At 69.6% G+C, this 26,335-nt stretch carries 25 protein-coding genes; 3 read left to right on the top strand and 22 right to left on the bottom strand.

Annotation, left to right across the window (positions count from 1 at the left end):
• Positions 1-115: 115 nt before the first annotated feature.
• From ggt to OO71_RS21830, 5 genes are all read right to left on the bottom strand, one after another.
• Positions 116-1,906: a gamma-glutamyltransferase gene (gene ggt / locus OO71_RS21850; RefSeq protein ID WP_156096458.1), complete on the bottom strand. Its 1,791-nt coding sequence runs from the start codon at positions 1,904-1,906 to the stop codon at positions 116-118.
• Between the two features lie 38 nt (positions 1,907-1,944).
• Positions 1,945-2,175 (bottom strand): hypothetical protein, encoded by a 231-nt coding sequence (locus OO71_RS21845; RefSeq protein WP_033291685.1) that lies wholly within the window; start codon positions 2,173-2,175, stop codon positions 1,945-1,947.
• Positions 2,172-2,492, bottom strand: coding sequence for a hypothetical protein (locus OO71_RS21840; RefSeq protein WP_051791809.1), 321 nt, complete (start codon positions 2,490-2,492; stop codon positions 2,172-2,174). Before OO71_RS21840 ends, OO71_RS21845 begins: the two co-directional genes overlap by 4 nt.
• A gap of 71 nt (positions 2,493-2,563) precedes the next feature.
• On the bottom strand, positions 2,564-3,226 hold the full coding sequence (locus OO71_RS21835; RefSeq protein WP_033291684.1) for a Crp/Fnr family transcriptional regulator: 663 nt from the start codon (positions 3,224-3,226) through the stop codon (positions 2,564-2,566).
• 34 nt (positions 3,227-3,260) lie between these two features.
• Complete coding sequence (locus OO71_RS21830) at positions 3,261-3,881, bottom strand: nucleotidyl cyclase domain-containing protein (protein WP_033291683.1); 621 nt, start codon at positions 3,879-3,881, stop codon at positions 3,261-3,263.
• Between the two features lie 253 nt (positions 3,882-4,134).
• Here OO71_RS21830 and OO71_RS21825 point away from each other — a divergent pair, with 253 nt between their 5' ends.
• Both OO71_RS21825 and OO71_RS21820 read left to right on the top strand, forming a co-directional pair.
• Positions 4,135-5,202, top strand: coding sequence for a helix-turn-helix domain-containing protein (locus OO71_RS21825; RefSeq protein WP_033291682.1), 1,068 nt, complete (start codon positions 4,135-4,137; stop codon positions 5,200-5,202).
• Positions 5,199-6,326, top strand: a complete 1,128-nt coding sequence (locus OO71_RS21820) for a hypothetical protein (protein WP_051791806.1) — start codon at positions 5,199-5,201, stop codon at positions 6,324-6,326. Before OO71_RS21825 ends, OO71_RS21820 begins: the two co-directional genes overlap by 4 nt.
• A gap of 238 nt (positions 6,327-6,564) precedes the next feature.
• Here OO71_RS21820 and OO71_RS21815 read toward each other — a convergent pair whose 3' ends face one another.
• Together OO71_RS21815 and OO71_RS50950 are read right to left on the bottom strand one after the other, a co-directional pair.
• Entirely contained in the window at positions 6,565-7,113 is a 549-nt protein-coding gene (locus OO71_RS21815) for a GNAT family N-acetyltransferase (protein WP_033291681.1), read from the bottom strand.
• A 201-nt stretch (positions 7,114-7,314) separates the two neighbouring features.
• Positions 7,315-7,905 carry a TetR/AcrR family transcriptional regulator gene (locus OO71_RS50950; protein WP_162186088.1) on the bottom strand — a complete coding sequence of 197 codons (591 nt, stop codon included), beginning with the start codon at positions 7,903-7,905 and terminating at the stop codon, positions 7,315-7,317.
• 106 nt (positions 7,906-8,011) lie between these two features.
• Here OO71_RS50950 and OO71_RS21805 point away from each other — a divergent pair, with 106 nt between their 5' ends.
• On the top strand, positions 8,012-9,382 hold the full coding sequence (locus OO71_RS21805; protein WP_033291679.1) for an amidohydrolase family protein: 1,371 nt from the start codon (positions 8,012-8,014) through the stop codon (positions 9,380-9,382).
• Here the strand turns inward: OO71_RS21805 and OO71_RS21800 are convergent.
• The 15 genes from OO71_RS21800 to pyrR all read right to left on the bottom strand — a co-directional run bounded on the left by OO71_RS21800 (position 9,379) and on the right by pyrR (position 26,095).
• Complete coding sequence (locus tag OO71_RS21800) at positions 9,379-11,466, bottom strand: primosomal protein N' (RefSeq protein ID WP_033291678.1); 2,088 nt, start codon at positions 11,464-11,466, stop codon at positions 9,379-9,381. The two genes, OO71_RS21805 and OO71_RS21800, sit on opposite strands and share 4 nt — an antisense overlap.
• 348 nt (positions 11,467-11,814) lie before the next feature.
• Complete coding sequence (gene metK / locus OO71_RS21795; RefSeq protein ID WP_033291677.1) at positions 11,815-13,017, bottom strand: methionine adenosyltransferase; 1,203 nt, start codon at positions 13,015-13,017, stop codon at positions 11,815-11,817.
• An 83-nt stretch (positions 13,018-13,100) separates the two neighbouring features.
• On the bottom strand, positions 13,101-14,333 hold the full coding sequence (coaBC, locus tag OO71_RS21790) for a bifunctional phosphopantothenoylcysteine decarboxylase/phosphopantothenate--cysteine ligase CoaBC (protein ID WP_033291676.1): 1,233 nt from the start codon (positions 14,331-14,333) through the stop codon (positions 13,101-13,103).
• Entirely contained in the window at positions 14,326-14,595 is a 270-nt protein-coding gene (gene rpoZ / locus OO71_RS21785) for a DNA-directed RNA polymerase subunit omega (RefSeq protein ID WP_020658117.1), read from the bottom strand. Before rpoZ ends, coaBC begins: the two co-directional genes overlap by 8 nt.
• Positions 14,592-15,260, bottom strand: coding sequence for a guanylate kinase (gene gmk / locus OO71_RS21780; protein ID WP_033291675.1), 669 nt, complete (start codon positions 15,258-15,260; stop codon positions 14,592-14,594). Before gmk ends, rpoZ begins: the two co-directional genes overlap by 4 nt.
• Positions 15,257-15,574, bottom strand: coding sequence for an integration host factor, actinobacterial type (gene mihF, locus OO71_RS21775; protein ID WP_003096398.1), 318 nt, complete (start codon positions 15,572-15,574; stop codon positions 15,257-15,259). The genes gmk and mihF overlap by 4 nt, the downstream gene beginning before the upstream one ends.
• A gap of 107 nt (positions 15,575-15,681) precedes the next feature.
• Complete coding sequence (gene pyrF / locus OO71_RS21770) at positions 15,682-16,524, bottom strand: orotidine-5'-phosphate decarboxylase (RefSeq protein WP_033291674.1); 843 nt, start codon at positions 16,522-16,524, stop codon at positions 15,682-15,684.
• Positions 16,521-19,838 (bottom strand): carbamoyl-phosphate synthase large subunit, encoded by a 3,318-nt coding sequence (gene carB / locus OO71_RS21765; RefSeq protein ID WP_033291673.1) that lies wholly within the window; start codon positions 19,836-19,838, stop codon positions 16,521-16,523. The genes pyrF and carB overlap by 4 nt, the downstream gene beginning before the upstream one ends.
• Positions 19,838-20,467 carry a DUF4276 family protein gene (locus tag OO71_RS21760; protein ID WP_245633743.1) on the bottom strand — a complete coding sequence of 210 codons (630 nt, stop codon included), beginning with the start codon at positions 20,465-20,467 and terminating at the stop codon, positions 19,838-19,840. Before OO71_RS21760 ends, carB begins: the two co-directional genes overlap by 1 nt.
• Complete coding sequence (locus tag OO71_RS21755; protein WP_051791804.1) at positions 20,464-21,663, bottom strand: AAA family ATPase; 1,200 nt, start codon at positions 21,661-21,663, stop codon at positions 20,464-20,466. The genes OO71_RS21760 and OO71_RS21755 overlap by 4 nt, the downstream gene beginning before the upstream one ends.
• A complete protein-coding gene (carA, locus tag OO71_RS21750; protein WP_033291672.1) occupies positions 21,660-22,787 on the bottom strand; it encodes a glutamine-hydrolyzing carbamoyl-phosphate synthase small subunit in 1,128 nt (375 codons plus the stop codon). Before carA ends, OO71_RS21755 begins: the two co-directional genes overlap by 4 nt.
• Entirely contained in the window at positions 22,784-23,287 is a 504-nt protein-coding gene (locus OO71_RS21745; RefSeq protein ID WP_033291671.1) for a PH-like domain-containing protein, read from the bottom strand. Before OO71_RS21745 ends, carA begins: the two co-directional genes overlap by 4 nt.
• A complete protein-coding gene (locus OO71_RS21740) occupies positions 23,287-24,573 on the bottom strand; it encodes a dihydroorotase (protein WP_033291670.1) in 1,287 nt (428 codons plus the stop codon). The genes OO71_RS21745 and OO71_RS21740 overlap by 1 nt, the downstream gene beginning before the upstream one ends.
• The gene (locus tag OO71_RS21735; RefSeq protein ID WP_033291669.1) at positions 24,570-25,502 is read right to left on the bottom strand and encodes an aspartate carbamoyltransferase catalytic subunit; all 933 of its coding nucleotides are present in this window, start codon (positions 25,500-25,502) and stop codon (positions 24,570-24,572) included. The genes OO71_RS21740 and OO71_RS21735 overlap by 4 nt, the downstream gene beginning before the upstream one ends.
• Positions 25,499-26,095 (bottom strand): bifunctional pyr operon transcriptional regulator/uracil phosphoribosyltransferase PyrR, encoded by a 597-nt coding sequence (gene pyrR / locus OO71_RS21730; RefSeq protein ID WP_033291668.1) that lies wholly within the window; start codon positions 26,093-26,095, stop codon positions 25,499-25,501. The genes OO71_RS21735 and pyrR overlap by 4 nt, the downstream gene beginning before the upstream one ends.
• Positions 26,096-26,335 lie beyond the last annotated feature (240 nt).

The raw sequence follows: 26,335 nt of genomic DNA, 5'->3' as shown, positions 1-26,335 counted from the left end.
GGAGACGATCCACGGTGGCTGTTCACCTTTCCTCACCCGTTCATGATCAACGATCATGAACCTTCACGCACCACAAGTGATCAACTTGTTAGGAACTCTTAGGGTGCCCCCAACGTCACCGGGGATACGGCAACACGACCTCCGCAGCCCCCTGCCCCCGCCGGACCGGCTCTGCCGCGGCCAGCCACCGCCCATCCCGCAACCGCTCCACCCCGGTCGCCGCCCCGATCTCCGCCGGGGTAGCCGAAAACACCTGCCCCCGCCCCTGAAGGTCGGCAGCAGAGGGCTGGGTCAGGAACGCCGGCTCCACATCAGCCTTGGCCCCGTTCCGCTGCGAAGCCCGAGGCGCCGCAATGGCGTCCTCCAACGACAGCCCCCGATCAATCCGCCCCAGCAACACCTGCAGCACCGTAGTGATGATCGACGCACCCCCCGGCGACCCCGTCGCGAAGAACGGTTTCCCATGCTGCAACACCACAGTGGGCGCCATCGACGAACGCGGCCGCTTACCAGGACCGGGCAGATTGGGATCCGGCACCCCAGGGGTAACCGGTACGAACGAAAAGTCCGTCAGCTCATTGTTGAGCAAGAACCCACGCCCAGGAACGACAATCCCGCTACCACCCTCCTGCTCGATGGTCAGCGTGTACGTCACGATGTTCCCCCACTTGTCGGCCACCGTGAGGTGCGTCGTGTTCTCCCCCTCATACGGCGTAGGTGCGCCGACGTCCCCCGCCGCACACGGTTTCGGATGCTTCGGATCCGCAGGCGCAACCGGGCTGGTCGCCGCATGGTCCTTCGAGATCAGACACGCCCGGCTATCCGCAAACCTCTGGCTCAACAGCTCCCGGGCAGGCACGTCGACCACCGCCGGATCACCGATCCACCGGTTCCGATCGGCAAACGCATACCGCGAAGCCTCCAGAAAATACTGCAGATAATCAGCCTCACCGGCCCGCGCAAGATCGAAATTCTCCAGAATGTTCAACGCCTCACCCACCGTCAGCCCACCGGACGACGGCGCAGGCATCCCATACACATCGAGCCCGCGATACTTCGTATGCGTAGGCGCGCGTTCGACAGTCTGGTACCCGGCAAGATCCCCGCTGGTCAGCTTCCCCGGCCGGACGTTCAGCGAAGCCGCCGGATCAACCGGCGGCCGCTGCACAGTCTTGACGAGGTCTGCCCCAATTTCCCCCCGATACACCACATCCGTACCACGATCGGCCAGCTGCCCATACGTATCGGCCAGATCGGGATTCCGGAACACCGTCCCCGGCACCGGCGGCTGCCCACCCGGCAGATACAACGACCGGGTGGCCGGGAACGCCCCGAACCGACCGGCGTTACGCGCCACCTGGTCATGGAAGGTCTGATCCACCACGAACCCCTTGCGCGCCAGCGCCTCCGCCGGGGCAATGGACTGCGCCAGCGACCGCGTACCCCATTTGCGCAGCACATCACGCCAGGTCGCCGGAGTCCCCGGAACACCGACGCTCAACCCGCTGGTGACCGCATCGGCGAACGGCACCGGCTTCCCGTTCTCCACGAACAGGTTCTGATCCGCCGTCTGCGGCGCGGTCTCGCGGCCGTCGAGAGTGTGTACCCGGTGCGTCTTGGCGTCGTAGTACACGAAGAACCCGCCCCCGCCGATCCCGGCCGAGAACGGGTCCGTAACGCCGAGAGCTGCAGCGACGGCAACCGCCGCGTCGACAGCGTTGCCTCCCCCGCGCAATACCTGGGTACCGATCGCGGTGGCATCGGCGTCGATGCTCGACACTGCACCCAGATAGCCGATTGCCACCGGGGATTTCGGGGTGTCGGCCGAGGCAGCGGCCGCCCCGGTGACGGACACCAGTGCGGCCGCCGACAGCACCGCGAGAATTCTCTTTCCGATCTTGGGCATGCGGGCGAGTCTGCCGCGCGGCCGCGACCGGTGTCCACTCATCTCACGGACGACATCGCCACCAAGGTCAGCGTCGCCAGCCCGCCGATCCCGAACACCGCCACCACGATCCCGGCCGCCGCCGCGGCCGCCGCGGCGAGCCGGACCATCAGCCCGGCGATCCGGCGCAGGATCCGGATCACCGCGACCAGCACGATCAGCGCGACCACGAGCACCCCGGCCGGTACGCCGGAGCCGCTGTCCTGCGCGGCGGCCAGCACGGTGGTCATGACCGCACCCGCACCCGGGGTCCGGGGCCGAACTCGCGGATGTTCTCGTACGCCCGCTGCCGCAAGGCCTCGCGGGCCCGTTCGCGGCGGCGCTCCGAACCGAGCTGCCACGCCCAGCGCCAGCCAGCCCACATCGCGACCACGGAACCGGCAAGGGTCACCAGGAACGCCTGTCCCACCAGGCCGTCGAGCGGCGCGAGCCGCAGCAGCACCAGCAGGGCCCACAGCTGGGCCACGGTGAACGGCACGACCAGAGCCGCGGCGTACACCCCCCGACGCCAGCGAACCGGCTGCGGAGCGGGAAGAAACGGTTCCATGACTGCCTCCCTCGGTGGTGTGCTTCCAGGAAACCTCGGCGGGGCCGGGAAATCTGTGTCAGCTGACACGTTCAGCGGGCCAGGTGGCGCAGGTCCGCGAGCCGGTGGATGGTCACCTGCCCGCGCGCGGTGCTGATCACGCCGCGGCGGCGCAGCTCCCGGGTCACCCGCGCCCACGATTCGCGCGAAATCGCTGCGGTCATCGCAAGTTCGGCCTGTGTCCCCGGCACGGTGATCTCGATGTCGCTGCCCCGGCGTACCCCGTGCTGCACGGCCAGCTGCATGAGCTGCGCGGCGACCCGGCGGGTGATCGTGCCGCCGCCGAGGTCTAGCCACTGCCTCCCGACGTCGCGCAGGCGGTCGGCGAGAACCTGCAGCAGTGCCCAGGAAATCGCCGCTTCCCGGCGGCACAGCGCAACGAACCGCGCGGCCGGAACGGCAAGGACTTCCAAGTCGTCCAACGCTTCCACGGTCGCCGACCGCCGTCCGCCGTCGATCACGGCCAGCTCGCCGATCACGTCGCCCTCGCCGCGGACGCCGATCACGACCTCGCGCCCGTCGGACGTCACGTTGGTGATCCGCACGTGGCCGGTCAGCAGGAGGAGTACCACCGCGGCGCGGTCGCCTTCGCGGCACAGCACGTCGCCGCGCCGGTAGGTCTGCCGCACGGACAGCTCCTCCAGCTTCGCGCGATCCCCGGCACCCAGTGCCGGCCAGAAGCCGATCGTCTCCACGGCGGCCCGCCTTCCTCGTCGTCGGCCGGTCGCTTCAGGCGATGAGTCCCGCCCCTGGCCGGATGGCGTCGGTGGTGCGGATCCAGCCCCGGGTCCGCTGCCCGCCGACGCGCACGTGGAAGGCGTGGGTGAACGCGCTGCGGTCGATCCCGGCGTACCCGTGCCGGACGACCGAGCGATGGATCGCGTTGGACACCACCAGCGCGAGCGGGCCGGACGAGTTGCGCAGCCGGCGTCTGAGCTCGGTCGCGTCGAGGAGGCGGCAGGCGATGTCGATGTCCTCGCCGTACGGGCCGTGTGCGTCGTAGTGCACTTCGCCGGCGTGCATCGACACGCGAAGGCGGAAGGCGAGCTCGGGTCTCTCGTCGCTGTGCCGCCCGAGCAGCTCGGCAAGCGCGGGCACCACGCGGGCGAGCAGAACCGTCTTCGGCGCTTCGTCGACCGGGCGGACGAGGCACAGGGCGCCGTCCCCCCGGTCGACGAAGGCGTCGCGGAACTCCTCGGTGATGCCGCCGGCCCGGAACGCCTCGTCGAGCAGGTCGAACAGGACCGAGCGAAGCCCGGCGCGGGCCGGGTTCGTGCGGGTGGTCGACCCTTCGATGTCGACCACCAGAATGGCTCGGTGCACTGGCGCGGCCACTACGGAAGTGTCCATGTCCGGCCCCCTTGTTTCAGGAAGCTACTGAAATCTAGTAGACTTTCACAGAAGCCACTATAGAGGCTGATCCGAGACTGAACAATGGCGTCGCGCACACGATGTCCCTGGAACAGCCCCGGTTCTGCCGACCGCCACCCACACTGACCAGCATCCGACACACAACCCTCGGCCTGTCGGGCAATCCCGGCACCCCGGGTGTAGAATCCCCGCCATTCACGCCTGACTGAACTTCACTGAAGGGTCTGAAGTCGTGTCCCAGCCCCGTCCCGCGCTTGCCGGCCGCCTCCGTGCCCTGCGCAAGGAGAGCTGGCCGGGCGTGGAAATCACCCAGAAGCAGCTCGCACAGGCGTTCGGGCTCAGCACCGGGCTGCTGTCGTCGTGGGAGAACGTCGCGAAGCCGGTCACGCCGCCGCCCTCGCGGCTCGACGCGTACGCCACGTTCTTCGCGACCCGCCGTTCGGTGCAGGGCCGCGAGCTCCGCCTGCTCGACCCCGGACAGCTCACCGACGAGGAGCTCACGCGCCGCAAGGAACTCCTCGCCGAGCTCACCGGGCTGCGCGACGACCCCGACGAGACCCCGGCCCGGCCTGCCTTCGCGCCGGGCAGCCTGTGGCACTTCCCGCCGCGGCAGGACGTGGTGATCGTCTGCGCGCAGCTGCCCGAGAAGTACCGCATCGCCTACACCGATCCGGCCAGCCCGGATTACGTGGACCTCTACACCTACGCCGACCCGGACGCGCTGATCGAGCTGTACGGTCACATCCGCGCGTGCAATCCGGCCAACAGCGTCACCTTCCGGACCACCGACCAGCACACCCCGCTGACGCCGGACGAGTACACCGCACATCTGGTGCTACTCGGCGGCGTGGACTGGAACCCGCAGACGCGCGCACTCCTCGACCGGGTGGACGCCCCGGTCCGCCAGGTCGGCCGCAAGGGCGACGAAAGCCAGCTGGACAGCGGTTTCGAGGTGACCCGCCCGGACGGGACCACCGAGCTGTTCACCGCGAAGCTGTCGCACGGCACCCTCGTCGAGGACGTCGCGCACTTCTACCACGGCGTCAGCCCGCTCAACCGGAAGCGCACCGTGACCGTGTGCAACGGGATGTACGGCAGGGGCACCCTCGGGGCCGTCCGCGCGCTGACCGACTATCGTTTCCGCGACCGCAACCAGAGTTACCTCGACCAGCGGTTCGCGGGGGCGGACTCCTTCAGCATCATCAGCCGGGTCCCGGTCTTCGACAACCAGGGGCTCACCCCCGACTGGACCCTGCCGGAAAACCGGCTACACGAGTGGCCAGAAGCGAGCACTCCATGACCGCGACCGTCGCCGCGCCGGCGCAGCACACGACCCACCAGCGGTTGCTGCACCGCGTCGCCGCGCAAGACGCGCCGCAGGCCGAACTGGACGCGATCGTCGTGCCCAACGGCCGTCCCGCCCCTTATCTCAAAGACGCCTTCCGAGCCGCCCGCGAGGTCGACGCCACGCTTCTCTTGCTGTGCAGCAAAAACGCGCGCGCGTCGGACGCGGTCCTCGCCGCAAAACGCGAAGGCGTACGAGTACGCGCGATCGACACCGACGAAGTGGCCCACCTCGATGTCGTACCCCGCTTCGCAACCAGCAGGCTGCTGGCGGTGAAACGGCTGCTGCGCCGCGCCGACACGAGCTTCAAGCGCAACCTGGGCGTGCTCGTCGCCGAACTCGCAGGCTGGCAGCGAGTCCTGTTCCTCGACGACGACATCCACCTGTCCCGCCCCGCCGATCTGCGCGCCGCCGCGGGCCTGCTCGACGAGTACGCCGCGGTGGGCCTGTCGAACACCGGCATGCCGGACAACTCCGTGGTATGCCACGCCTACCGCGATTCCGGCGGCCGCCAAGACACCTTCGTCGGCGGCGGCGCACTGGCCGTCGGCCGCGGAACGTTCCGGTCATTCTTCCCGGACATCTACAATGAGGACTGGTTTTTCCTTCTGGGAGACCGAAAACTGCGCGCGACGGCAATCACCGGCACGGCATACCAGAGCGACTACGACCCGTACCGCGACACCGTACGCGCGAGGTCGGAAGAACTGGGCGACACCCTGGCCGAGGGAATCTACGGCCTGCTGGACAACAGCCTGGCCATCGCCGACGCAACCGCCGGATACTGGGCGGAATTCCTGGAGAGCCGCCGGGAATTCATCCGCACCGCGGTCCGGCAAGTGCAGTCTGCGCCGCACCTGACCGGCGCACACGAGTCCCGGATGATCGCCGCACTCAAAGCAGCCCTGGGCCGCAACCACCTGATCACGCCAGACCTGTGCGTCCGGTACCTCCGCGCATGGCAACGCGATCGCGAAACGTGGGAAACGCACCTGACCGCCCTACGCAACCACGCAACCGGTGGCACAGACGACGCCTTCCGAACCCTGGGCATCGCCGAACTGGTCCACGGCTCCTGACCCGCCGTCCGTGAAGGCCACCTTCACGGAATCAGATTCCCTCATGGTTCCCTTCACAGCCCTCTCCATTCCGTGAAGGTTCCCATCCGAAGCCCGCACACGGTCTGAGGTGCTTGTCAAGGCATCTTTCCCGCCTTGACAAGCACCTCAGACCGTCGTGACACTCAAACTTCGGGGTGCCCCCACGCAACAGTCCCAGCCGACACAGAACTCACCGCAACACTTCCCAGAGCAAACCTCAAGAACCGCCACAAGTACGCGACACCAACGGAACCGGCCGATCATCCGGAAACCCCTTAACCAGCACATGACAATGCTCAGGCTCGGAAACCGTCCGCCCATCCGGCAACGTGTGCTCCGAATAGCACACCACCGTGCCATGCCCCCAATCCTCATACCCAAGACGCCGATACAACCGCGCAGCCCGGGTATTGTCCGTACGCACCGCCAACGCCCCCAGCGCATGCCCTTGCCCGGCAAGATAATCCTCCGCCGCACGCACCAGCGCCGCACCAATCCCACGGTTCCGCGCCTCCGGAGCCACCTCCAAATGCGTCAACAACGGCACCCCCGGCAGATGCCCCCGGATCGGCGGCTCCTCAGCGTCTTCGAGCCAGAGATAGACATCGCCAACCGGACGAGCGTCGCACCACGCCGTGAACAGGACACCCAAACCCTTCGCCTGCCGGGTGAGCCGGTCCTCGAAGAAGCCCTGGTTCCCCAGCACGGCCGCCAGCACCGCGAGGTCCGCCTGCCCGGCCTGCCGGATCGAGACCTCGCCTGTCAACGCCGACTCCTGTCCGCAGGACCGGGCACGAGGAGCACCACAGCGGGGGCCGGTCCGGGCCGCGTCCGGACCCCGGTCCTGATCATGGCCCCCCGTGCTCAAGGGTATGGGGGTCCGGTGTAGGCGCGAAGCCCGCAGACGCACCAGTCCGGCCCCGCGAATGGAGTAACGGAACCGGCCTGCGTGGTGACGCTGCGTCGGCTAGGCGCCGGGGAAGAGCCGGTCGACCGCGAGCACGTACGCCCGGTATGACCGTTCTCGGTCGTTGCCCGCCACCGCGTCCAGCTGCAGACCGCGGATCAGGCTCAACGCCGCCGTGGCCAGCAGCGGCACCTCGCCGGAGGGCACGCCGTCGCGCACGAGACTCTGTTCGATCGTCGCCAGCCAGTCCTGGACCACCGCCTTGGCAAACCCGTCCGGCACGACCGGCGACACCTCCCCGATCGCCGCGAAAAGCAGCAGGAACTCCTTGCGGCCACGGGGATTGTCGAGCAGCCGCCAGGCGCTGAGCAGCAGCTGCCGCGTGGACTGTGCGGCCTGGAACTCGTCGTCCGCCTCGAGCCGGGCGACCAGGTTCGCCCGCAGCGTGCCGATCACCTCGGCGACGAGCTCGTCCTTCGACCCGAAATGCCGCAGCAGGCTCGCGTGCGTGACCCCGAGCGCGCCCGCCGCCCGGCGCAGCGAGAAGTCGCGCAGGCCCTCCTCGACGAGGTAGTCGGTGAGCTCGCCGAGGAGCTCGGTCCGCCGTTGCCGGTACCGCAGCGAACGGCCGTCCACACGGGTCGGAGGCACGCGGCTCATCCTAGCCACGCCGAAACTAGCCGTACCAACTGGTTGCAGTAACCATGTGGTTCGGCTAATTTGAAGTGCTCCACCGGACGCTCGATGAGGAGAATCCATGCCTGCCACCACTGCTTTCGTGCACGCCACGGTGATCGACGGACTCGGCGGCACGCCACTGCGCGACGGCACCATCCTGGTCGAGGACGGCCGGTTCACGGCCGTCGGCGACGTTCCGGTGCCGCCCGGGGCCGAGGTCGTGGACCTGCGCGGCCGGTGGGTTGTGCCGGGGTTCGTGAACGGCAACGTCCACCTGCTCGACGGCATCATGATGATGGGCATCGGCGGCATCGAGTACCTGGCCCGCCACGAGGGGCGCCTCGCCGAGGTGATCGAGGAGTCGGCGCAGGTCGCGCTGCGGTCGGGCGTCACCACGGTGTTCGACACCTGGAACGCCACCGCGCCGGTGCTGGCGGCGCGCGACCGGATCGCCGCCGGGACGGTGCCGGGCGCGCGGATCTTCGCCGCAGGCAACATCCTCGGGTTCGGCGGCCCGTTCGGCGCCGATTTCAACCTGGCCGCGAGCCAGGTCATCAGCCCGACGTTCGCCGCCCGGATCAGCGCACTGTTCGAGGCGGGCGTCGGCCCGCACCTGAGCCTGCTGCCCGCCCGCGAGGTGCGGCCGATCGTCCGCGACTACCTGGCCAGGGGCGTCGACCTGGTGAAGGTCGGGATCACCGACCACCTCACCGGGATCTGGGGGTTCGAGCGGAGCTACCTGATGTTCTCCGAGCGGGTGCTGCGGGTCATCGCTGAGGAAGCGCACGAGGCCGGGCTGCCGCTGCTGTCGCACACGATGTCGGTCGAGGGCTTGGAATCGGCCATCGACCTCAAGACGGACGTGCTGATCCACGCCTCGATCACCAGCCAGCGGCCGATCCCGCACGAGCTGGTCGACGCGATGGCGCAGTCCGGGTCCGCGGCCGGGCTGCAGACGGTGACGTCGGCGTACCAGCACCGGCTCGAATCGGCGGGCACGATCTGGGCCGGGTACGGCGGCGGCGTACACACGACGAACGAGAAACTGATCCTGGCCGCGGGCGTCCCGGTGATCCTGGGTACGGACGCAGGCTGCACGTCCCACGACGTCCTGGCCGACAACGGCGAGGTCGGCGACCCGGAACGGCCGTGGACCCTGGGCACCGACCACCTGGCCTGGGGCCGCGGCATCGTCGAGAAGGGCATGACCCCGATGCAGGCGCTCGTGGCGGCCACGAGCGCGGTTGCGCGGGCCTACGGCAAGGACGCGGACCTGGGCAGCATCACCCCGGGCCGTCGCGCGGACCTGGTGGTGCTGCGGGAAGACCCACTGGTGAACGTGACCGCCTGGGGCGCGGTGACGGACGTATACCAGGACGGCACGCGGGTGGACCGGGACCGGCTGCCACTGGAGCCCCTGGTGACGGCAGCGATCCCGGCCAACGCCTAGATCAGGTCCAGCGGGTCGAGCTGCACCCGCACCGGCTCGGTGGCCTTGCGCGCATCCCGCCGGGCCACCGCATCCCGGATCACCGTCGCCAAAGCACGACCCTCCGGACGAGACACCCGGACCAGCGCACGTTCCCGCTCCGCGTTGCCCTCGTCGTCGAAATCGCCCAGCGGGACCGGGCCGAGGATCTCGCCGGTGTCCGGCAACGGGAGGTCGTCCAGGACGGTCGCCACCGCGGACGGGCTGCCTTCCACGCTCGCCATCCGCATGGCGGGTGGGAAGCCCAGCTCGCGGCGCTGCTCCAGTTCCTGGCTCGCGTGCCACCCCGGATCCCAGCGCACCAAGGCCTGTACCACCGCCAAGCCCGCCTCCGCGCCGACGACCACCCGGCCACCCGCCGACGACGGCCGGACCAGCGCCGCCGCGGCCATCCAGCGGCGTAACGTCTCCTCGGCCGCGCGGAGGTCCTGCCTGCCCAGCAGGGCCCAGCCGTCGAGCAGGAGCGCGGCGCCGTACCCGCCCTCGGCCACCGGTTCCGCGCCCGGCGTGCAGACCACCAGCGCCGGGCGGCCCGGTACCTCGGCCAGCACCTCGGCCGCCCCCGACGTGCGCACCGGCACTCCCGGGAACGCGCGACCCAGCTCCTCCGCGGTCCGCTTCGCCCCGACCACCACTGCCCGCAACCGCACCGAACCGCAAGCAGGACAACGGAAAGCCGTCTCCGGAACCCCGCACCACCGGCACGCGGGCGGCTTCGGCGCGCCGTCCACCGACCCTCCCGGCAACGCCAGCGGACCCGCGCATCGGCGGCAATGCGCGGGCGTCCGGCACTGGCCGCACGCCAACCCGGGCACATACCCGCGCCGCGGAACCTGTACCAGCGCGGGCAATCCGGCTGCGAAGGCCTGCCGCGCCGCTTCGAAAGCCACCGCGGGCAAGCGGGCGACACGGGCGGCCTCGTCGCGGGCGACGTCGAAGTCCTCCCCCACCGGCGTGACCCGCGGTGCCGCCGCCCGAAGCTCGGCGCGCCCGGCCTGAACCTGTTGCGCCCACCCGGATTCCACGAGCAGCTGCGCCTCGGCCGTCCGCGCGAAACCGCCGACCAGCAGCGACGATTTCGTGGCGTGCGCCCGGTCCATCAGGACGTCGCGGACGTGCGGGTACGGCGCATGGGGATCGAGATGCAGGTCGTCGCCGTCGTCCCAGACCACGAACAATCCCGGGTCCGCGACCGGCGCGAACATCGCTGCCCGGGTGCCGACCACCACGCGTACCGTCCCGCGCAGCACGGCGAGCCACCGCCGGTACCGCTCGGCCGGGCCGAGCCCGGCGATCAGCGCTGCGACGCCCTGTTCTCCGACCAGGTCGATGCATGCGTTGTGCACGCGCGTGAGGTCTCGGTGGTCCGGCACCACGAGTACCGCGCCCCGGCCGTTTGCGGCTGCGGTGGCCGCTGCTTCGGCTAGCCGTTGTGGCCAGTCTTCTCCGGGTAGTGCCTGCCAGACTGCGTTTGCCGGGCGGCCCTCCGCTACGGCCTCCAGGAACGCTTCGCCACGTTGATAGCGGGACCACGCGGATATGTCGGGCGCGGACGGTGGCGGGGCGGGTTTTGCTGGGGGTTCGCCCTCGACCTTTGCATGTCGGGGGGGCAAGGCCAGTCGCAGGACGTCCGAGAGGGTTCCGGCGTAGCGGTCGGCTACCGCTCGGCATACGGCGTGCAAGGAGGGTGGCAGGACGGGTTCGCTGGACGTTACCCGTTCCAGGTACGCCAGTTTGCGTTCGTATTCGGTGGTGTCGGTGCGTTCGACGAGGTAGCCGTCGACGAGCTGCCCGGCGAATCGGACGCGGACTCGGCAGCCGGGTACTGCGGTTTCGTGGAGTTTGTCGGGGACTTGGTAGTCGAAGGTGCGGTCGAGGTGGGCCAGGGGGATGTCCACTACGACCTTCGCTACTGGTCGTTCGGGGGCGGGTTGTTGCTGGCCTTTGCGGGAGCGTGGGGGTTTCTTCTTGCCAGCCTTCGGCTCCGGTGCGGAGCGCGGAGGCTCCGGCAGGTCCCACAGGGGGGTGGATTCGGAGCTGGTCACTCGGAGATCTTTACCAGACCACCCTGACAAGCCTGTGGGGGAAGTCCGGGAAGGGACCTTGATGTTGCGGTGGGGCACCCCGAAGCTGGATTGTGACGACGGTCTGAACGGCTTGTCAAGGCGGGAAAGATGCCTTGACAAGCCGTTCAGACCGTGTGGGGGCTTCGGATCGGGGTGCAGGGCCGGGACTGGGTGCCGTGGCCGGGGTGGGTGCCTCGGTGCGGTGGGGTGGTGGGTGAAAGCCGTGAAGGGAACCTTCACGGACTGGAAAGGGCTGTGAAGGGAACCATGAGGGAATCTGATTCCGTGATGGTTCCCTTCACGGAACCCGGGGGCGTGAAGGAGCGGTCAGGAGCCGGTCAGGGAGCGCAGGGCGTCTGCGCGGGAGGTGTTTTCCCACGGCAGGTTCAGGTCCGGGCGGCCGAAGTGGCCGTACGCCGCCGTGGGGGCGTAGATCGGGCGGAGCAGGTCCAGGTCGCGGATGATGGCGGCCGGGCGGAGGTCGAAGACCTCGCTGATCGCTGACTGGATCTTCGAAGGGTCGACCGTTTCGGTGCCGAACGTCTCCACGAAGAGGCCCACCGGGGCGGCCTTGCCGATGGCGTACGCCACCTGCACCTCGACGCGTCCGGCCAAGCCTGCGGCGACCACGTTCTTGGCCACCCAGCGCATCGCGTACGCGGCCGACCGGTCCACCTTGGACGGATCCTTGCCGGAGAACGCGCCGCCGCCGTGGCGGGCCATTCCGCCGTACGTGTCGACGATGATCTTGCGTCCGGTGAGGCCCGCGTCGCCCATCGGGCCGCCGATCACGAACCGGCCGGTGGGGTTGACCAGCAGGCGCGTGCCGGACGTGTCGAGGCCCAGCTCGGCCAGCTCCGGCTCCACCACGTGCTTCTTCACGTCGACCCCGAGCATCTGCTCCAGGTCGATCCCGTCGGCGTGCTGGGTGGACACCACGACCGTGTCGAGCCGGACCGGCTGCTCGCCCGCGTACTCGATGGTGACCTGGGTCTTGCCGTCCGGGCGCAGGTACGGCAGCACGCCGTCCTTGCGGACCCCCGTCAACCGCCGCGCCAGCCGGTGCGCGAGCGCGATCGGCAGCGGCATCAGCTCCGGCGTGTCCGAGCACGCGTACCCGAACATCAGGCCCTGGTCACCCGCGCCCTGGCGGTTGATCTCGTCCTCGTCACTCTCGACCCGCGACTCGTACGCCGTGTCGACGCCCTGCGCAATGTCCGGCGACTGCGCCCCGATCGCGACGTTGACGCCACAGGAGTTGCCGTCGAAGCCCTTGGCCGACGAGTCGTACCCGATCCGCAGGATGACGTCGCGGACGATGGTGGGGATGTCCGCGTACGCCTCGGTGGTCACCTCGCCCGCCACGTGCACCTGGCCCGTGGTGATGAGCGTCTCCACCGCGACCCGGCTCCGCGGGTCCTTGGTGAGCAGGCCGTCGAGGATCGAGTCGCTGATGGCGTCACAGATCTTGTCGGGATGGCCCTCGGTCACCGATTCCGACGTGAACAGCCTTTTCGTGGACGCAGTCACGACCTCGTCACTTCCCTCGGTCAAGCTTCGGCACCGGAGTTAGGCACCCCTTACACGGCCCACCCTACCGAGCGGGCACAGAGCTAGAGTCGACGCGCGCGCAAGCCTGTTACAGCGTCCCACAATGTGGCCGCCAGCCGCGCCTTGGCACCGAGCGGGATCGGCTCCTCGGTGCCGTCCGCGGCGAGCAGCCAGCCCGAATTGTCCTCGGTGCCGAACGCCTTGCCGTCGCCGACCGCGTTGACCACCAGCAGGTCGGCGCCCTTGCGGCGGAGCTTGGCGCGGGCGTGGTCGAGCACGCTGCCGTGCTCGTCGCCGGTTTCCGCGGCGAAGCCCACCACGATCTGGCCGGGACGCCGCTGCTGCACCACCTCGGCGAGGATGTCGGCGTTGCGGTCGAGCGTGATGACCGGATCCGGGCTGTCGTCGGACTTCTTGATCTTGTGGTCGGCGCGCGTGGCCGGGCGGAAGTCCGCGACGGCGGCGGCCATCACCACCACGTCGGCGTCCGCGGCCGCGACATGCACGGCCTTGCGCATCTCCTCCGCGGTGGACACCCGCTGCAGCGTGGCGCCCGCCGGGGACGGCAGTTCGGCGGTGTGCCCGGCGACCAGCGTGACCTCGGCCCCGCGCTGCGCGGCAACCCGGGCGAGCGCGAAACCCTGCTTGCCGGACGAGCGATTGCCCAGGTAGCGGACCGGGTCGAGCGGTTCCCGCGTGCCACCGGCGGACACGACCACCCGCAGGCCCTCGAGGTCACGCGGCAACGCACGGGGTACCTCGAGCAGCAGCCGGGCCAGGTCGACGATCTCAGCCGGGTCGGCGAGCCGCCCCTTGCCGGTGTCCACCCCGGTCAGGCGGCCGGCGGCGGGTTCGGTGACGACCATCCCGCGTGAGCGCAGCAGCGCCACGTTGTCGCGGGTGGCCGGGTGCTCCCACATCTCGGTGTGCATCGCCGGGAAGAAGGCGATCGGGCACCGGGCGGTGAGCAAGGTGTTCGTGAGGAGGTCGTCGGCCAGCCCGTGCGCGGCCCTGGCCAGCAGGTTCGCCGTGGCCGGGACGACCAGCACGAGGTCGGCTTCCTTGCCGACGCGCACGTGCTGCACCTCGGGCACCTCGGTGAACACGCCGGTGTGCACCGGGTTCCCGGACAGCGCCTCGAAGGTGGCCGCACCGACGAAGTTCAGCGCGGCCTCGGTGGGTACGACGCGCACGTCGTGCCCGGTTTCGGTGAGGCCCCGCAGGACCTCGCACGCCTTGTAGGCGGCGATGCCGCCGCCTACGCCCAGGACAACCCTGGGCTTGGCGTCACTCACCCTCGGTGTGCTCGAGCAGCCCGCCGTGGATCTCGCGCAGCGCGATCGACAGCGGCTTCTCGCGGGGGCCGGGCTCCACCAGCGGTCCGACGTACTCCAGCAGGCCCTCGCCGAGCTGCGCGTAGTAGTCGTTGATCTGCCGGGCCCGCTTGGCCGAGTAGATCACCAGCGCATACTTCGAGGAGACCTTTTCGAGCAGGTCGTCGATCGGCGGGTTGGTGATGCCTTCGAGCTCTTCCAGCGTCGCCTGTTGCACAGTCACTCGTGCTGCTCCGTATCGTCACATCGATCGGCGGAGATGCCACCGCCGGTCACCAAGTCTAGCAACCGCCGCGCGGCGACCTCGACGTCGGCGTTCACGAGCCGCACGTCGAACTCCCCGGCCGCGGCCAGCTCCTGTTCGGCCTGCGCCAGCCGGGCCGCCACCGCGGTCTCGCTTTCGGTGCCGCGCCCGGTGAGCCTGCCGACCAGCTCGTCCCACGACGGCGGCATCAGCATCACGAGCCGGGCGTCCGGCATCGCGGCCCGGACCTGCCGGGCGCCCTGCAGTTCGATCTCCAGCACCGCCGGGCGGCCGTCCGCCAGCGCCCGTTCCACCGGCTCGCGGGGCGTCCCGTAGCGGTTCCCGGCGAACTCGGCCCATTCCAGCAGCCGGTTCTCGGCCACCATCCGGTCGAACTCGGCGGGGTCCACGAAGTGGTAGTGGCTCCCGTCGACCTCGCCCGGCCGCGGCGCCCGGGTCGTCACCGAAACGCTGAAGTACACGTTCGGCTCGAGCCGGCGCAGCTGTCCCACCACACTCGACTTCCCGACTCCGGACGGGCCCGAGACGACGGTGAGCCGGGGGCGGGAGAGTTCTCCCGCCGCCGGCTCACCGTCGCGGTCGGTGCCCCGGGTCACCGGGTAGTCCTGACCGACGCCGCTCACTCGCCGCTGAACTCGGCGAGCAGCGCCTTGCGCTGCCGGTCACCGAGTCCGCGGAGCCTGCGGCTGGGGGCGATCTCCAGTCGTTCCATCGTCTGCTGGGCACGCACCTTGCCGACGCCGGGGAGCGCCTCGAGCAGGGCCGAGACCTTCATCTTGCCGAGGACCTCGTTCTCCTCGGCCTGCTTCAGCACGTCGACCAGAGTGGTACCGCCCCGCTTCAGCCGCTCCTTCAGCTCAGCACGGATGCGGCGGGCGGCGGCGGCCTTCTCCAGCGCCGCAGCGCGCTGTTCCTCTGTCAGCTGGGGAAGTGCCACGTTTTCCTCCGGTAGTTCTCACATCTGGGTGGGTGACGCGACGGTACCCACCCCTGAGCAGGGGCCACAATGCGGGGGTGGCTGGTGGAGCGCGATTCCGGGGCCTGCTATTGGCCGGATCCGGCCGATCCCGCCAACCGGGCGCTCACCTCTTCGGCCGCCCGGCGCAGTGCGGCGGCGTCCGGGCCATGGCGCAGCAGGTCGCGCGAAGACGCCGGAAGCAGCCCGGGAAGGCCGGTCCCGAACAGTGCCCGCAAGTCCGCCGCGGTTGCCCCCTGTGCCCCGAAACCGGGCGCGAGGACCGGTCCGTTGAGCTGGGACAGGTCCAGTTCCCCAGGAGCCACAGTTGCCCCTACGACCACACCTACGTCGCCGTACGGCTCAGCCCCTGCGTTGTGCGCCGCAGCGGCGTCCACGACGCCCTGAGCGACCGTACGGCCGTCTTCGAGGCGCGCGCTCTGCAACGCGTGCGCCTCCGGGTTGGACGTGCGCGCGAGGACGAAGAGCCCGTTACCTGCTTCGCGCGCCGCCGCCACTGCTTCGTCGAGAGCGCCGAAGCCGAGGTACGGCGACACTGTGGCCGCGTCGGCGGTGATGGCGGCCTTCTCAGCCACGTACGCCGCCGTGTACGCCGCCATGGTGGAGCCGATGTCGCCACGCTTCACGTCCAGCAGGACGAGCGCGCCGGCGTCGTGCGCGACGTCGACGACGCGTTCGAGCACCGCGACCCCGGCCGACCCGAAGGCCTCGAAGAACGCCGACTGCGGCTTCACGATCGACGCCACCGCGCCCAGCGTCTCCGCGGCGCTGAGCGCGAAGCGTTCGAGACCGCTCGCATCCACCGGCAGGCCCCACGCCTCGATCAGACCCGGATGCGGGTCGATCCCGGCGCACAGCGGTCCCCGAGCGGCCACTGCCTCGGCCAGCCGGGCTCCGAACCGCGCGGTCACGACGTCGCCTTAAGCGCGGCCTGAAGGTCCTGAAGGCTGCGTACGCCGATGTCTCCGCGTATGAGCGCTTCGATGCCGTGTACGGCCGCCGCAGCGCCCTGCACTGTGGTGACGCACGGGATGTCCCGCGACACCGCCGCGGTACGGATCTCGTAGCCGTCCACGCGCGGACCGCTGTTGCCGTACGGCGTGTTGATGACCATGTTCACGTCACCGTCGAGGATGACGTCCACGATGTTCCGCTCGCCGGTACCCGGGTCCGGCTCGGAGTGCTTGCGCACCACCGAACAGGCGACCCCGTTGCGCCGCAGCACTTCCGCGGTGCCCGCGGTGGCGAGGATGTCGAACCCGAGGTCCGCCAGCCGCTTCACCGGGAACACCATCGACCGCTTGTCGCGGTTGGCCACCGAGACGAACACGCGGCCCGAGGTCGGCAGCGAACCGTACGCACCGCTTTGCGACTTCGCGAACGCCTTCCCGAAGGACACGTCGACGCCCATCACCTCGCCGGTGGACTTCATCTCCGGCCCGAGCAGCGAGTCGACGCCGTGGCCTTCCGGAGTGCGGAAGCGGTGGAACGGCAGCACGGCTTCCTTCACCGCAACCGGCGAATCGGACGGCATCCGGCCGCCGTCGCCCTCCGCGGGCAGTACGCCGGACGCACGCAGGTCCTTGATCGACGAGCCCGTCATGATCAGCGCCGCCGCCTTCGCCAGCGGTACCGCGGTGGCCTTCGAAACGAACGGCACGGTGCGCGAGGCCCGCGGGTTCGCCTCCAGCACGTACAGCACGTCGTCCTTGAGCGCGTACTGCACGTTCAACAGCCCGCGCACACCGACGCCGCGCGCAATCGCTTCGGTGGACCGGCGAACCGCTTCGAGATCCTGTGCACCGAGGGTGATCGGCGGCAGTGCGCACGACGAGTCACCGGAGTGGATCCCGGCTTCCTCGATGTGCTCCATCACGCCGCCGAGGTACAGGTCTTCGCCGTCGAAGAGCGCGTCGACGTCGATTTCGATTGCGTCGTCGAGGAAACGGTCGACCAGCACCGGATGCTCCGGCGTGACCTCGGTGGCGCGGCGGATGTACCCGGCCAGCGTCTCCTCGTCGTAGACGATCTCCATCCCGCGCCCGCCGAGCACGTACGACGGCCGCACCAGCACCGGGTACCCGATCTCGTCGGCGATCCGCTTGGCGCCCGCGAAGGACGTCGCGGTGCCGTAGCGGGGCGCGGGCAGCCCGGCGCCGGTGAGCACCTCGCCGAACGCGCCGCGGTCCTCGGCCAGGTGGATTGCCTCCGGCGGTGTCCCGACCACCGGGACCCCGGCGTCGGCCAGCCGCTGTGCGAGGCCGAGCGGTGTCTGGCCGCCCAGCTGCACGATGACTCCCGCGACGGTGCCCGACTGCTGTTCCGCGTGTACTACCTCCAGCACGTCCTCGAAGGACAGCGGCTCGAAGTACAGCCGGTCGGAGGTGTCGTAGTCGGTGGACACGGTTTCCGGGTTGCAGTTGACCATCACGGCCTCGAACCCGGCCTCCCGCAACGCGATCGCCGCGTGCACACAGGAGTAGTCGAACTCGATGCCCTGCCCGATCCGGTTCGGCCCGGAGCCGAGGATGAGCACCTTCGGCTTGTCGCCCTGCACGGCGACCTCCGACGTGGCCGCAGGATCGGTCTCGTAAGCCGAGTAGTGGTACGGCGTCTTCGCGGCGAATTCCGCGGCGCAGGTGTCGACGGTCTTGAACACCGGCCGCACGCCGAGCCGGTGCCGTAGCGCGCGGACGCCGTCCTCCCCGGCCAATTCCGGACGCAGGGCGGCGACCTGCCGGTCGGACAGGCCCGTGCGCTTGGCGCGGCGAAGCAGGTCGCCGTCGAGCACCGGGGCGTCGCGCACCTCCGCGCCGACCTCCCCGATCAGCGCAATCTGGTCGATGAACCACGGGTCGATCCCGGACGCCTCGTGCACCTGCTCGACACTCGCGCCGAGCCGCAGCGCCCGTTCGACCTCGTACAGCCGACCCTCGTGTGGCACGCGCAGAGCGTCCAAAGTGGACTCCAGCGTGACGCCCTCGGGGTCCGGCAGCGTCCAGAACCCGGTGGCCTTCGTCTCGATCGAGCGCATCGCTTTGCCGAGCGCTTCCGGGAAACTGCGGCCGAACGACATCGCCTCGCCGACGGATTTCATCGTGGTGGTGAGCGTCGGGTCCGCACCGGGGAACTTCTCGAAGGCGAACCGCGGCACCTTGACCACGACGTAGTCGAGTGTCGGTTCGAAGGCCGCGGGGGTCTCGCCGGTGATGTCGTTGCGGATCTCGTCGAGCGTGTACCCGATGGCGAGCTTCGCGGCGATCTTGGCGATCGGGAACCCGGTGGCCTTCGACGCGAGCGCACTGCTGCGCGACACGCGCGGGTTCATCTCGATGACGACCATCCGGCCGTCGCGCGGGTTGATCGCGAACTGGATGTTGCAGCCGCCGGTGTCCACGCCGACCTCGCGCAGCACGGCGATGCCGACGTCGCGCATCACCTGGTACTCGCGGTCGGTGAGGGTCATCGTGGGCGCGACGGTGACGGAATCGCCGGTGTGCACGCCCATCGCGTCGACATTCTCGATCGAGCACACGACCACCACGTTGTCGTGCTTGTCGCGCATCAGCTCGAGCTCGTACTCCTTCCAGCCGAGCACGCTCTCCTCGATGAGCACCTCGGTGACCGGCGACTCGGCAAGCCCGGTGGACGCGAGCCGCTCCAGGTCCTCGCCGGTGTACGCCAAGCCGGACCCGAGCCCGCCCATGGTGAACGACGGCCGGATGACCACCGGCAGCCCCAGGTCGGCGACGGTCGCACGGACCTCGGCCATGTCGTGACAGACGCGGCTGCGCGGCACCTCGGCCCCGATGGTGCGCACGATGTCCTTGAACTTCTGCCGGTCCTCCCCCCGCTGGATGGCGTCGATGTCCGCCCCGATCAGCTCGACACCGTACTTCTCCAGCACCCCGCGCTCGTGCAGCGCGACCGCACAGTTGAGCGCAGTCTGCCCGCCGAGCGTGGCGAGCAGCGCGTCCGGCCGTTCGGCCGCGATGACCTTCTCGACGAAGTCGGGGGTGACCGGCTCGATGTAGGTGGCGTCCGCGAACTCGGGGTCGGTCATGATGGTCGCGGGATTCGAGTTGACCAGGCTGACCCGCAGCCCTTCACTCCGCAGGACCCGGCAGGCCTGGGTCCCGGAGTAATCGAACTCGGCCGCCTGCCCGATCACGATCGGCCCGGAGCCGATCACCAGCACGTGCTGGATGTCCGTCCTCTTCGGCATCAGTTTCCTTCTTTCACCAGGCGCCGGATTCCATCACGGAAAGCCCGGAAACTCGGGGAGCGATTGTTCTCGACATCCATGTGCGGTGCGATGTCGGTGGCGGCCAGCACCTTCTGCAGCCGGGGCCGGTGGTAGCCGTGCTTGATGAGCACCCGCTCCAACGCCTGCCAGGTACCACCGGAAACATCGTCGGGATCACGAAATGCCTCCTGCCGGGCGAGGCCCGGCGGGACACGGGGGTAGGCCGCCCGCAAAGCAGGTACATCACCGAGAAACCAGGCCTCCAGCTCCTCCACGACGATCCGGTTCAGCAGGGTGAAACCGGTCGGCGCGCTTGCCCGGGTCGGCACTCCGGCGGCCTTGGCCATGCCCTCGAGCTCCTCCTTGAGGGCAGCACAATCCTGGTTGTCCCGGTCGACGAGCACGACGACCTTTACCGATTCCCATCTCGCCCGCGCCGCGTACCCGGCCAGCCGACGCGGCAGCTGCCTGAGCAAGGTGTCCTTGCCCCGGAACTCGAAGATGTCGGGCCGCAGTCCCGGCACGATCTTCGGCACCAGGATCTCCAGCGCGGTCTTGGCCGACTGCTCCTCGACCAGAATCTCCAGGGTGATCGGCTGCTCGATCACGTCGGACGCCCTGATCTCGTGAGCGGGTCGCCGAGCCCGAAGTAGCCTTCGGTCCACAGGTCACCGAGCGCACCACCTGCTTCGACCATCGCCATCAGGCGAGGCAAGTCCGCTGCACGCTTGGCTTCGGCCCGCCCGTTGTCGTTGCGGAACAGCATCCACACCTCGTCGGGCCGCAGCGCGTCGACGAAGTAGGGCGAATGCGTCGCGACCACGACCTGTGCGTGCTCTGTCGCCGACCGGATGTCTTCGGCCAGCAGGTACGGCAGCCTCGGGTGCACCTGATTTTCCGGCTCTTCCAGAAGAAGCACCGGAAAGGCATCGCGGAGCGCAACCAGCTGGGCCAGGAGCTTCAAGGTGCCGTCGGAGATGTTTTCCGGGTAGATCGGATCGGCGAAATTGACGTCCTTGAGCCGCACGATGTAGCGACCGTCCGGCAACCGTTGCGGCTGAACGGTTTCGAGGCCGGGAACGTAGCGGCGAAGCGACTCGATGATCTTCGCCATCGTCTCCGGCTGCTCGTCCTGCAGATACTGGACGACCTGCCCCAGATTGTCCCCTGCCCGCGAGAGCCGCCGGGTGGCCTTTCCGCGGGACCCGGTCCGCATCCGCTCCGCATCGGGGTTGAGCAGGTGCCACCGGCTGACGAACTCGCGGAAGCCGGCGATCTCCTCGTGCTCGCTCAGCTGACCGAGCACGGCGACCGCGGACACGTCCGGGCTCGTCAGCGAAACCTGTTCCGGCTCGGCAGCGGCACCGTGCACGGCACCACTGCCGCCATGGAATTCCAGGACCGGCCGGATGGAGCCGCCGACCGGCCCTGCAGCCAGGGTTTCCTCCGCGAAGACCAAGCCGTCGTCCCGCTCGTCGACTGCCACGCGGTAATCGAACCTGACCCCTTCGAACTCCGCGGCGACAGCCACCAGAACAGGCCCGGACGAGTCGCGACTGCGGATCTCACTCAAGCCACCCCTGGCATCGACAGCCACCGGCAGACCCTCGGTGACGACCTGACTCAGGAAACGCAGGGCATCGAGGACCGTCGACTTGCCGCTTCCGTTCGGGCCCAGCAAAACACAGAGCGGAGTGACGGGGTCGAACTCGACACTCTGGAACGCCTGATAGTTCTCCAGGCGCACCCGGGTGATCCGAGGAGCCGGCACCAGCATTCCCGCGCGGCCGAGTATCGCCGTCACCGGGTTTTCTCCATCAACTCAACGAATTCATCGAACAGCGGTGCCGCGTCGTGGGGACCGGCTGCCGCTTCAGGGTGGTACTGCACCGAAAACGCCGGTACATCGAATGCGCGGACACCTTCCACGGTGTCGTCATTCGGGCAGTAATGGCTGATTTGCGCGGCTCCGTAAGGGGAATCGAAGCGCTGACCCGGCTCACCCTCCAGCGCGAAACCGTGGTTCTGCGCCGTGATCGCGACGCGACCGGTGGCCACGTCGATCACCGGGATGTTGATGCCCCGGTGGCCGTAGCGCATCTTGTACGTGCCCAGGCCCAGTGCGCGGCCCAGGATCTGGTTGCCGAAGCAGATGCCGAACAGTGGGATCCGTTGCTCCAGCACCGTTTTCGTGAGCGCGGTCGCGTGTGCGGTGGTCGCCGGGTCGCCGGGGCCGTTCGACAGGAACACGCCGTCCGGGGACAGGGCCAGGAGGTCTTCGGCGCTCGTGCTGCTCGGCAGGACGTGCACCTCGATCCCGCGCTGGGTCATGAGCCTCGGGGTGTTCGACTTGATGCCAAGGTCCAGTGCGGCCACGCGGAACCGGCGTTCGCCCTGCGCGGAAACCACGTACGGCTGGTCCGTGGAGACCTCGCCCGCCAGGTCCGCGCCCTTCATCGGCGGGCTGGCCAGCACCTCGGCGACCATCTGCTCGTCACTGCCCAGCGCGTCGCCGGAGAACACGCCCGCTCGCATCGCGCCCTGTTCGCGCAGGTGCCGGGTGAGGGTGCGGGTGTCCACCTCGGAAATCCCGACGACGCCCTGGCGTACCAGCTCCTCGTCGAGCGTCCGCGTGGCCCGCCAGTTCGACGGCGTGCGCGCGGGATCGCGGACCACGTAACCGGAAACCCAGATCCGGGCCGATTCGTCGTCCTCGTCGTTCCAGCCGGTGTTGCCGATCTGCGGCGCGGTCTGCACCACGATCTGCCGGTGGTAGGACGGATCGGTGAGCGTCTCCTGGTACCCGGTCATGCCGGTGCAGAACACCGCCTCGCCGAGCGTGCGCCCGCGCGCGCCGTACGCCGCGCCGCGGAACACCCGGCCGTCTTCGAGAACCAGGGCGGCGGGGCCGCGCGTGCCGGTGCTCACTGGGCACCTCCCTTGATGTCGTGATCGGTAAGCTTGTCTATCCACTGTGGATAGTCGTCCAGGTCGTCGCCGCGGAACCCGGTGTCCAGTTCGAGGTCACCGAGCCGCCAGGTGACCACGAGCAGCGCGTCGGTGCCCATCACCTTCCCGGCGATCCGCGAATCCCGGCGGACGCCGGTGACGGACGCGCGCGGGATCCAGAAGTCCGGCGCGCCACCGCGTTCCACCGCGATGCCGCCGGAGTGCAGCCGCCAGACCGCGCCGGTACGCAAACCCGCGCCGCGCGTGACGATCCGGTCCTGCCAGTTGCCCGCGAAGGTCGTGCTCAGGTACAGGCCGGTGGACTCCAGCCGGACCTCGCCGGGGTCGGCCGGGATTTCCGGGAACGGCGGCACGACGGCACTCTGCGACCGCGACTTGCGCCGCCAGCCCACCCACATGCCCCAGAGGCACAGCAGGAAGAAGACGACGATTCCGAGGACGAGAAGGAGCCGGTCCATCAGCAGATCTTCCCTTCGCGCGCGGTGATCCGCCCGCGCAGCACGGTGGCCGTCACCACGCCGGGCAGCCGCATTCCCTCGTACGGGGTGTTGGCCGCGATGCTCGCGAGCTCGGCGCCGTGCACGGTCCACTCGGCATCCGGGTCGACCAGCGCGAGGTTCGCCGCCTCGCCGACCTCGATCGGACGGCCGTGCTCAGCCAGGTTCCCGATCTCGGCGGGCCGCTCGCTCAGCACCCGGGCCACGCCGCGCCAGTCGAGCAGGCCGGGCTTGACCATCGTCTCAACGACCACCGACAGCGCCGTCTGCAGCCCGAGCATGCCGGGCCGGGCCGCGCTCCACTCGGTGTCCTTGTCCTGCGGAGCGTGCGGCGCGTGGTCGGTGGCGACGCAGTCCACGACGCCCTCGGCCAGCGCGGCCCGCAGCTTCTCCGCGTCGCCGCCGGTGCGCAGCGGCGGGTTGACCTTGTTGACCGGGTCGTAGGTCTCGAGCCGATCGTCGGTGAGCAGCAGGTGGTGCGGCGTGACCTCGGCGGACACCTTCGTGCCACGCTCCTTCGCCCAGCGCAACACGTCGACCGTGCCCGCGGTGGACACGTGACACACGTGCAGCCGCGCGTTCGCGTGCAGCGCCAGCAGGCAGTCCCGCGCGACGATCGACTCCTCCGCCGACGCCGGCCAGCCCGGGTACCCGAGCCGCGTGGCCTGCTCCCCCTCGTGCGCCTGCGCGCCGACGGTAAGCCGCGGTTCCTCGGCATGCTGGGCGATCACCGCGTCGAGCGCCGTGGAGTACTCCAGCGCACGGCGCATCAGCAGCGGGTCGGCGACGCACACGCCGTCGTCGGAGAACACCCGTACCCCCGCGGTGCCCTTGGCCATCGTGCCGAGTTCGGCGAGCTTCTCGCCCTTGAGCCCGACCGTGACCGCGCCGACCGGATGCACGTCGACCAGCCCGACCTCCTGTCCGCGCCGCCACACGTGGTCGGTGACGAGCGCGTTGTCGGCCACCGGATCGGTGTTGGCCATGGCGAACACCGCGGTGTACCCGCCGAGCGCGGCTGCGGCGGATCCGGTGTCGATGGTCTCGGTGTCCTCGCGGCCCGGCTCGCGCAGGTGCGTGTGCAGGTCGACGAACCCGGGCAGCAGGACCTGACCGGCGGCGTCGAGCACGTCGGCGTCCTCGGGCACGCGCACTGCGCCGATCGCTGCGATGACACCGTCCTCGACCAGGATGTCGACCGGCTCACCTTCGCCGTACGGGCGGGCGCCCTTGATCACGAGGCTCACGCGGCAACTCCTTCGCTGGCCAGCAGGTGGTACAGGACCGCCATGCGTACGTGCACGCCGTTGCGGACCTGTTCGGTGACGGCCGACGCCGGGGAATCCGCGACCGCCGAAGCGATCTCCATCCCGCGCAGCATCGGACCGGGGTGCAGCACCACGGCGTGCTCCGGCAGCAGCGTTTGGCGGCGCTCGGACAGGCCGTAGGCGATCGAATACTCGCGTGACGAAGGGAAAAAGCCCCCGTGCATTCGCTCCGCCTGAACACGCAGCATCATCACCGCGTCGACTGCGGGCAGTTCGGCGTCGAGGTCGTGCGACACGGTGACCGGGAGCCTTTCCACGCCGACCGGCAGCAGCGTCGGCGGCGCGACGAGCACCACTTCCGCGCCGAGGGTGCTGAGCAGGTGGATGTTCGACCGCGCGACGCGACTGTGCACGACGTCGCCGACGATCGCGATCCGGCGGTCCTTCAGCGACCCGAGGCGTTCGCGCAAGGTGGCGGCGTCGAGGAGCGCCTGGGTGGGGTGCTCGTGCGTGCCGTCGCCCGCATTGACCACCGCGGTGCCCGCTTCGGCGAGCCAGCCGGACAGCCGGTGCGCGGCGCCCGATGCCGGATGCCGGATGATCACGCAATCGGCTCCCGCGGCGGCCAGCGTGAGCGCGGTGTCCCGCAGCGACTCGCCCTTGTTCACCGACGAGCTGGACGCCGAGACGTTGATCACATCCGCGCTCATCCACTTCCCGGCGATCTCGAACGACACCCGGGTGCGCGTGGAGTTCTCGTAGAACAGCGTGATCACCGTGCGGCCGCGCAATGTCGGCAGCTTGCGGACCTCGCGGCCGAGCAGCGTGTGCTTCAGCTCGTCGGCAGTGTCGAGGACGGCCGTGGCGGTGGCCGCGTCGAGGCCGTCGGTGGCGAGCAGGTGCTTCACCGGGTCTCTCCTTCCGGCGCGCGCAGCAGCACCGCGTCCCGGCCGTCCGTTTCGGACAGCAGCACGGAGACGCCTTCCGCCCGCGCAGTGGGCACGTTCTTCCCGACATAGTCGGCCCTGATCGGCAGCTCGCGATGCCCGCGGTCGACGAGCACGGCGAGCTGCACGGCACGTGGACGGCCGTGGTCGCGCAGGGCGTCGAGGGCGGCTCGGATGGTGCGGCCGGAGAACAGGACGTCGTCGACGAGGATGACCACCCGCTCGTCGATCCCGTCCGGCGGCAGCTGCGTCTGCTCAAGCGCGCGCGGCGGACGGCGGCGGAGATCGTCGCGGTAGAGGGTGACGTCGAGGGCGCCGTGCGGCGGCGTGACTCCGGCGAACTCGCCGATCTTGGCGGCCAGGCGCGCGGCCAGCGGAGTGCCGCGGGTGGGAATGCCGAGCAGCACCGGGTACTGCTCCGGCGGACCGGCGCCCAGCGCGGTCTTTTCGATGACCTGGTGGGCCATCCGGGCGATCGTGCGCGCGACATCGCCGGCGGAAAGCAGCTCGCGCTCTCCCGCCGGTCCCGCCGCGCCACGCGGACGTGACGACAAGGCGGACCTCCTTCCCCGCCTCTCTGGACGGGTCCTTAAAGGACGTCGGTTGCCCGGCTGCTGCCGGAAACCGCACCGACAGTAGCAGGACCCGTCAATCAGTCTTCCGGGTGGTCCGCACCCCGCCGCCACCTGCGTGGACGGACCTTCTGCTTGACCTGGTGACAACTATGCGTAACCATTACTCTGAGTATTCGACTCGAGGAGTCCCCGGCCCGGTCCTCCCGGCCGGCGCGGGGT

This window comes from Amycolatopsis jejuensis (assembly GCF_000717335.1).
In the GTDB taxonomy this organism is placed as follows: Bacteria; Actinomycetota; Actinomycetes; order Mycobacteriales; family Pseudonocardiaceae; genus Amycolatopsis; species Amycolatopsis jejuensis.
Note: the sequence above shows the minus strand (reverse complement) of the source record. Positions and strands in the feature narration are given on the sequence as shown.

Excerpts from the sequence above, each read along its gene's own strand:
- OO71_RS21840 (WP_051791809.1), bottom strand. The coding sequence starts at position 2,492 with ATGGAACCGTTTCTTCCCGCTCCGCAGCCGGTTCGCTGGCGTCGGGGG.
- OO71_RS21820 (WP_051791806.1), top strand. The coding sequence starts at position 5,199 with ATGACCGCGACCGTCGCCGCGCCGGCGCAGCACACGACCCACCAGCGG.
- OO71_RS21805 (WP_033291679.1), top strand. The coding sequence starts at position 8,012 with ATGCCTGCCACCACTGCTTTCGTGCACGCCACGGTGATCGACGGACTC.
- OO71_RS21830 (WP_033291683.1), bottom strand. The coding sequence starts at position 3,881 with ATGGACACTTCCGTAGTGGCCGCGCCAGTGCACCGAGCCATTCTGGTG.
- OO71_RS21745 (WP_033291671.1), bottom strand. The coding sequence starts at position 23,287 with ATGGACCGGCTCCTTCTCGTCCTCGGAATCGTCGTCTTCTTCCTGCTG.
- ggt (WP_156096458.1), bottom strand. The coding sequence starts at position 1,906 with ATGCCCAAGATCGGAAAGAGAATTCTCGCGGTGCTGTCGGCGGCCGCA.
- carB (WP_033291673.1), bottom strand. The coding sequence starts at position 19,838 with ATGCCGAAGAGGACGGACATCCAGCACGTGCTGGTGATCGGCTCCGGG.
- OO71_RS21845 (WP_033291685.1), bottom strand. The coding sequence starts at position 2,175 with ATGACCACCGTGCTGGCCGCCGCGCAGGACAGCGGCTCCGGCGTACCG.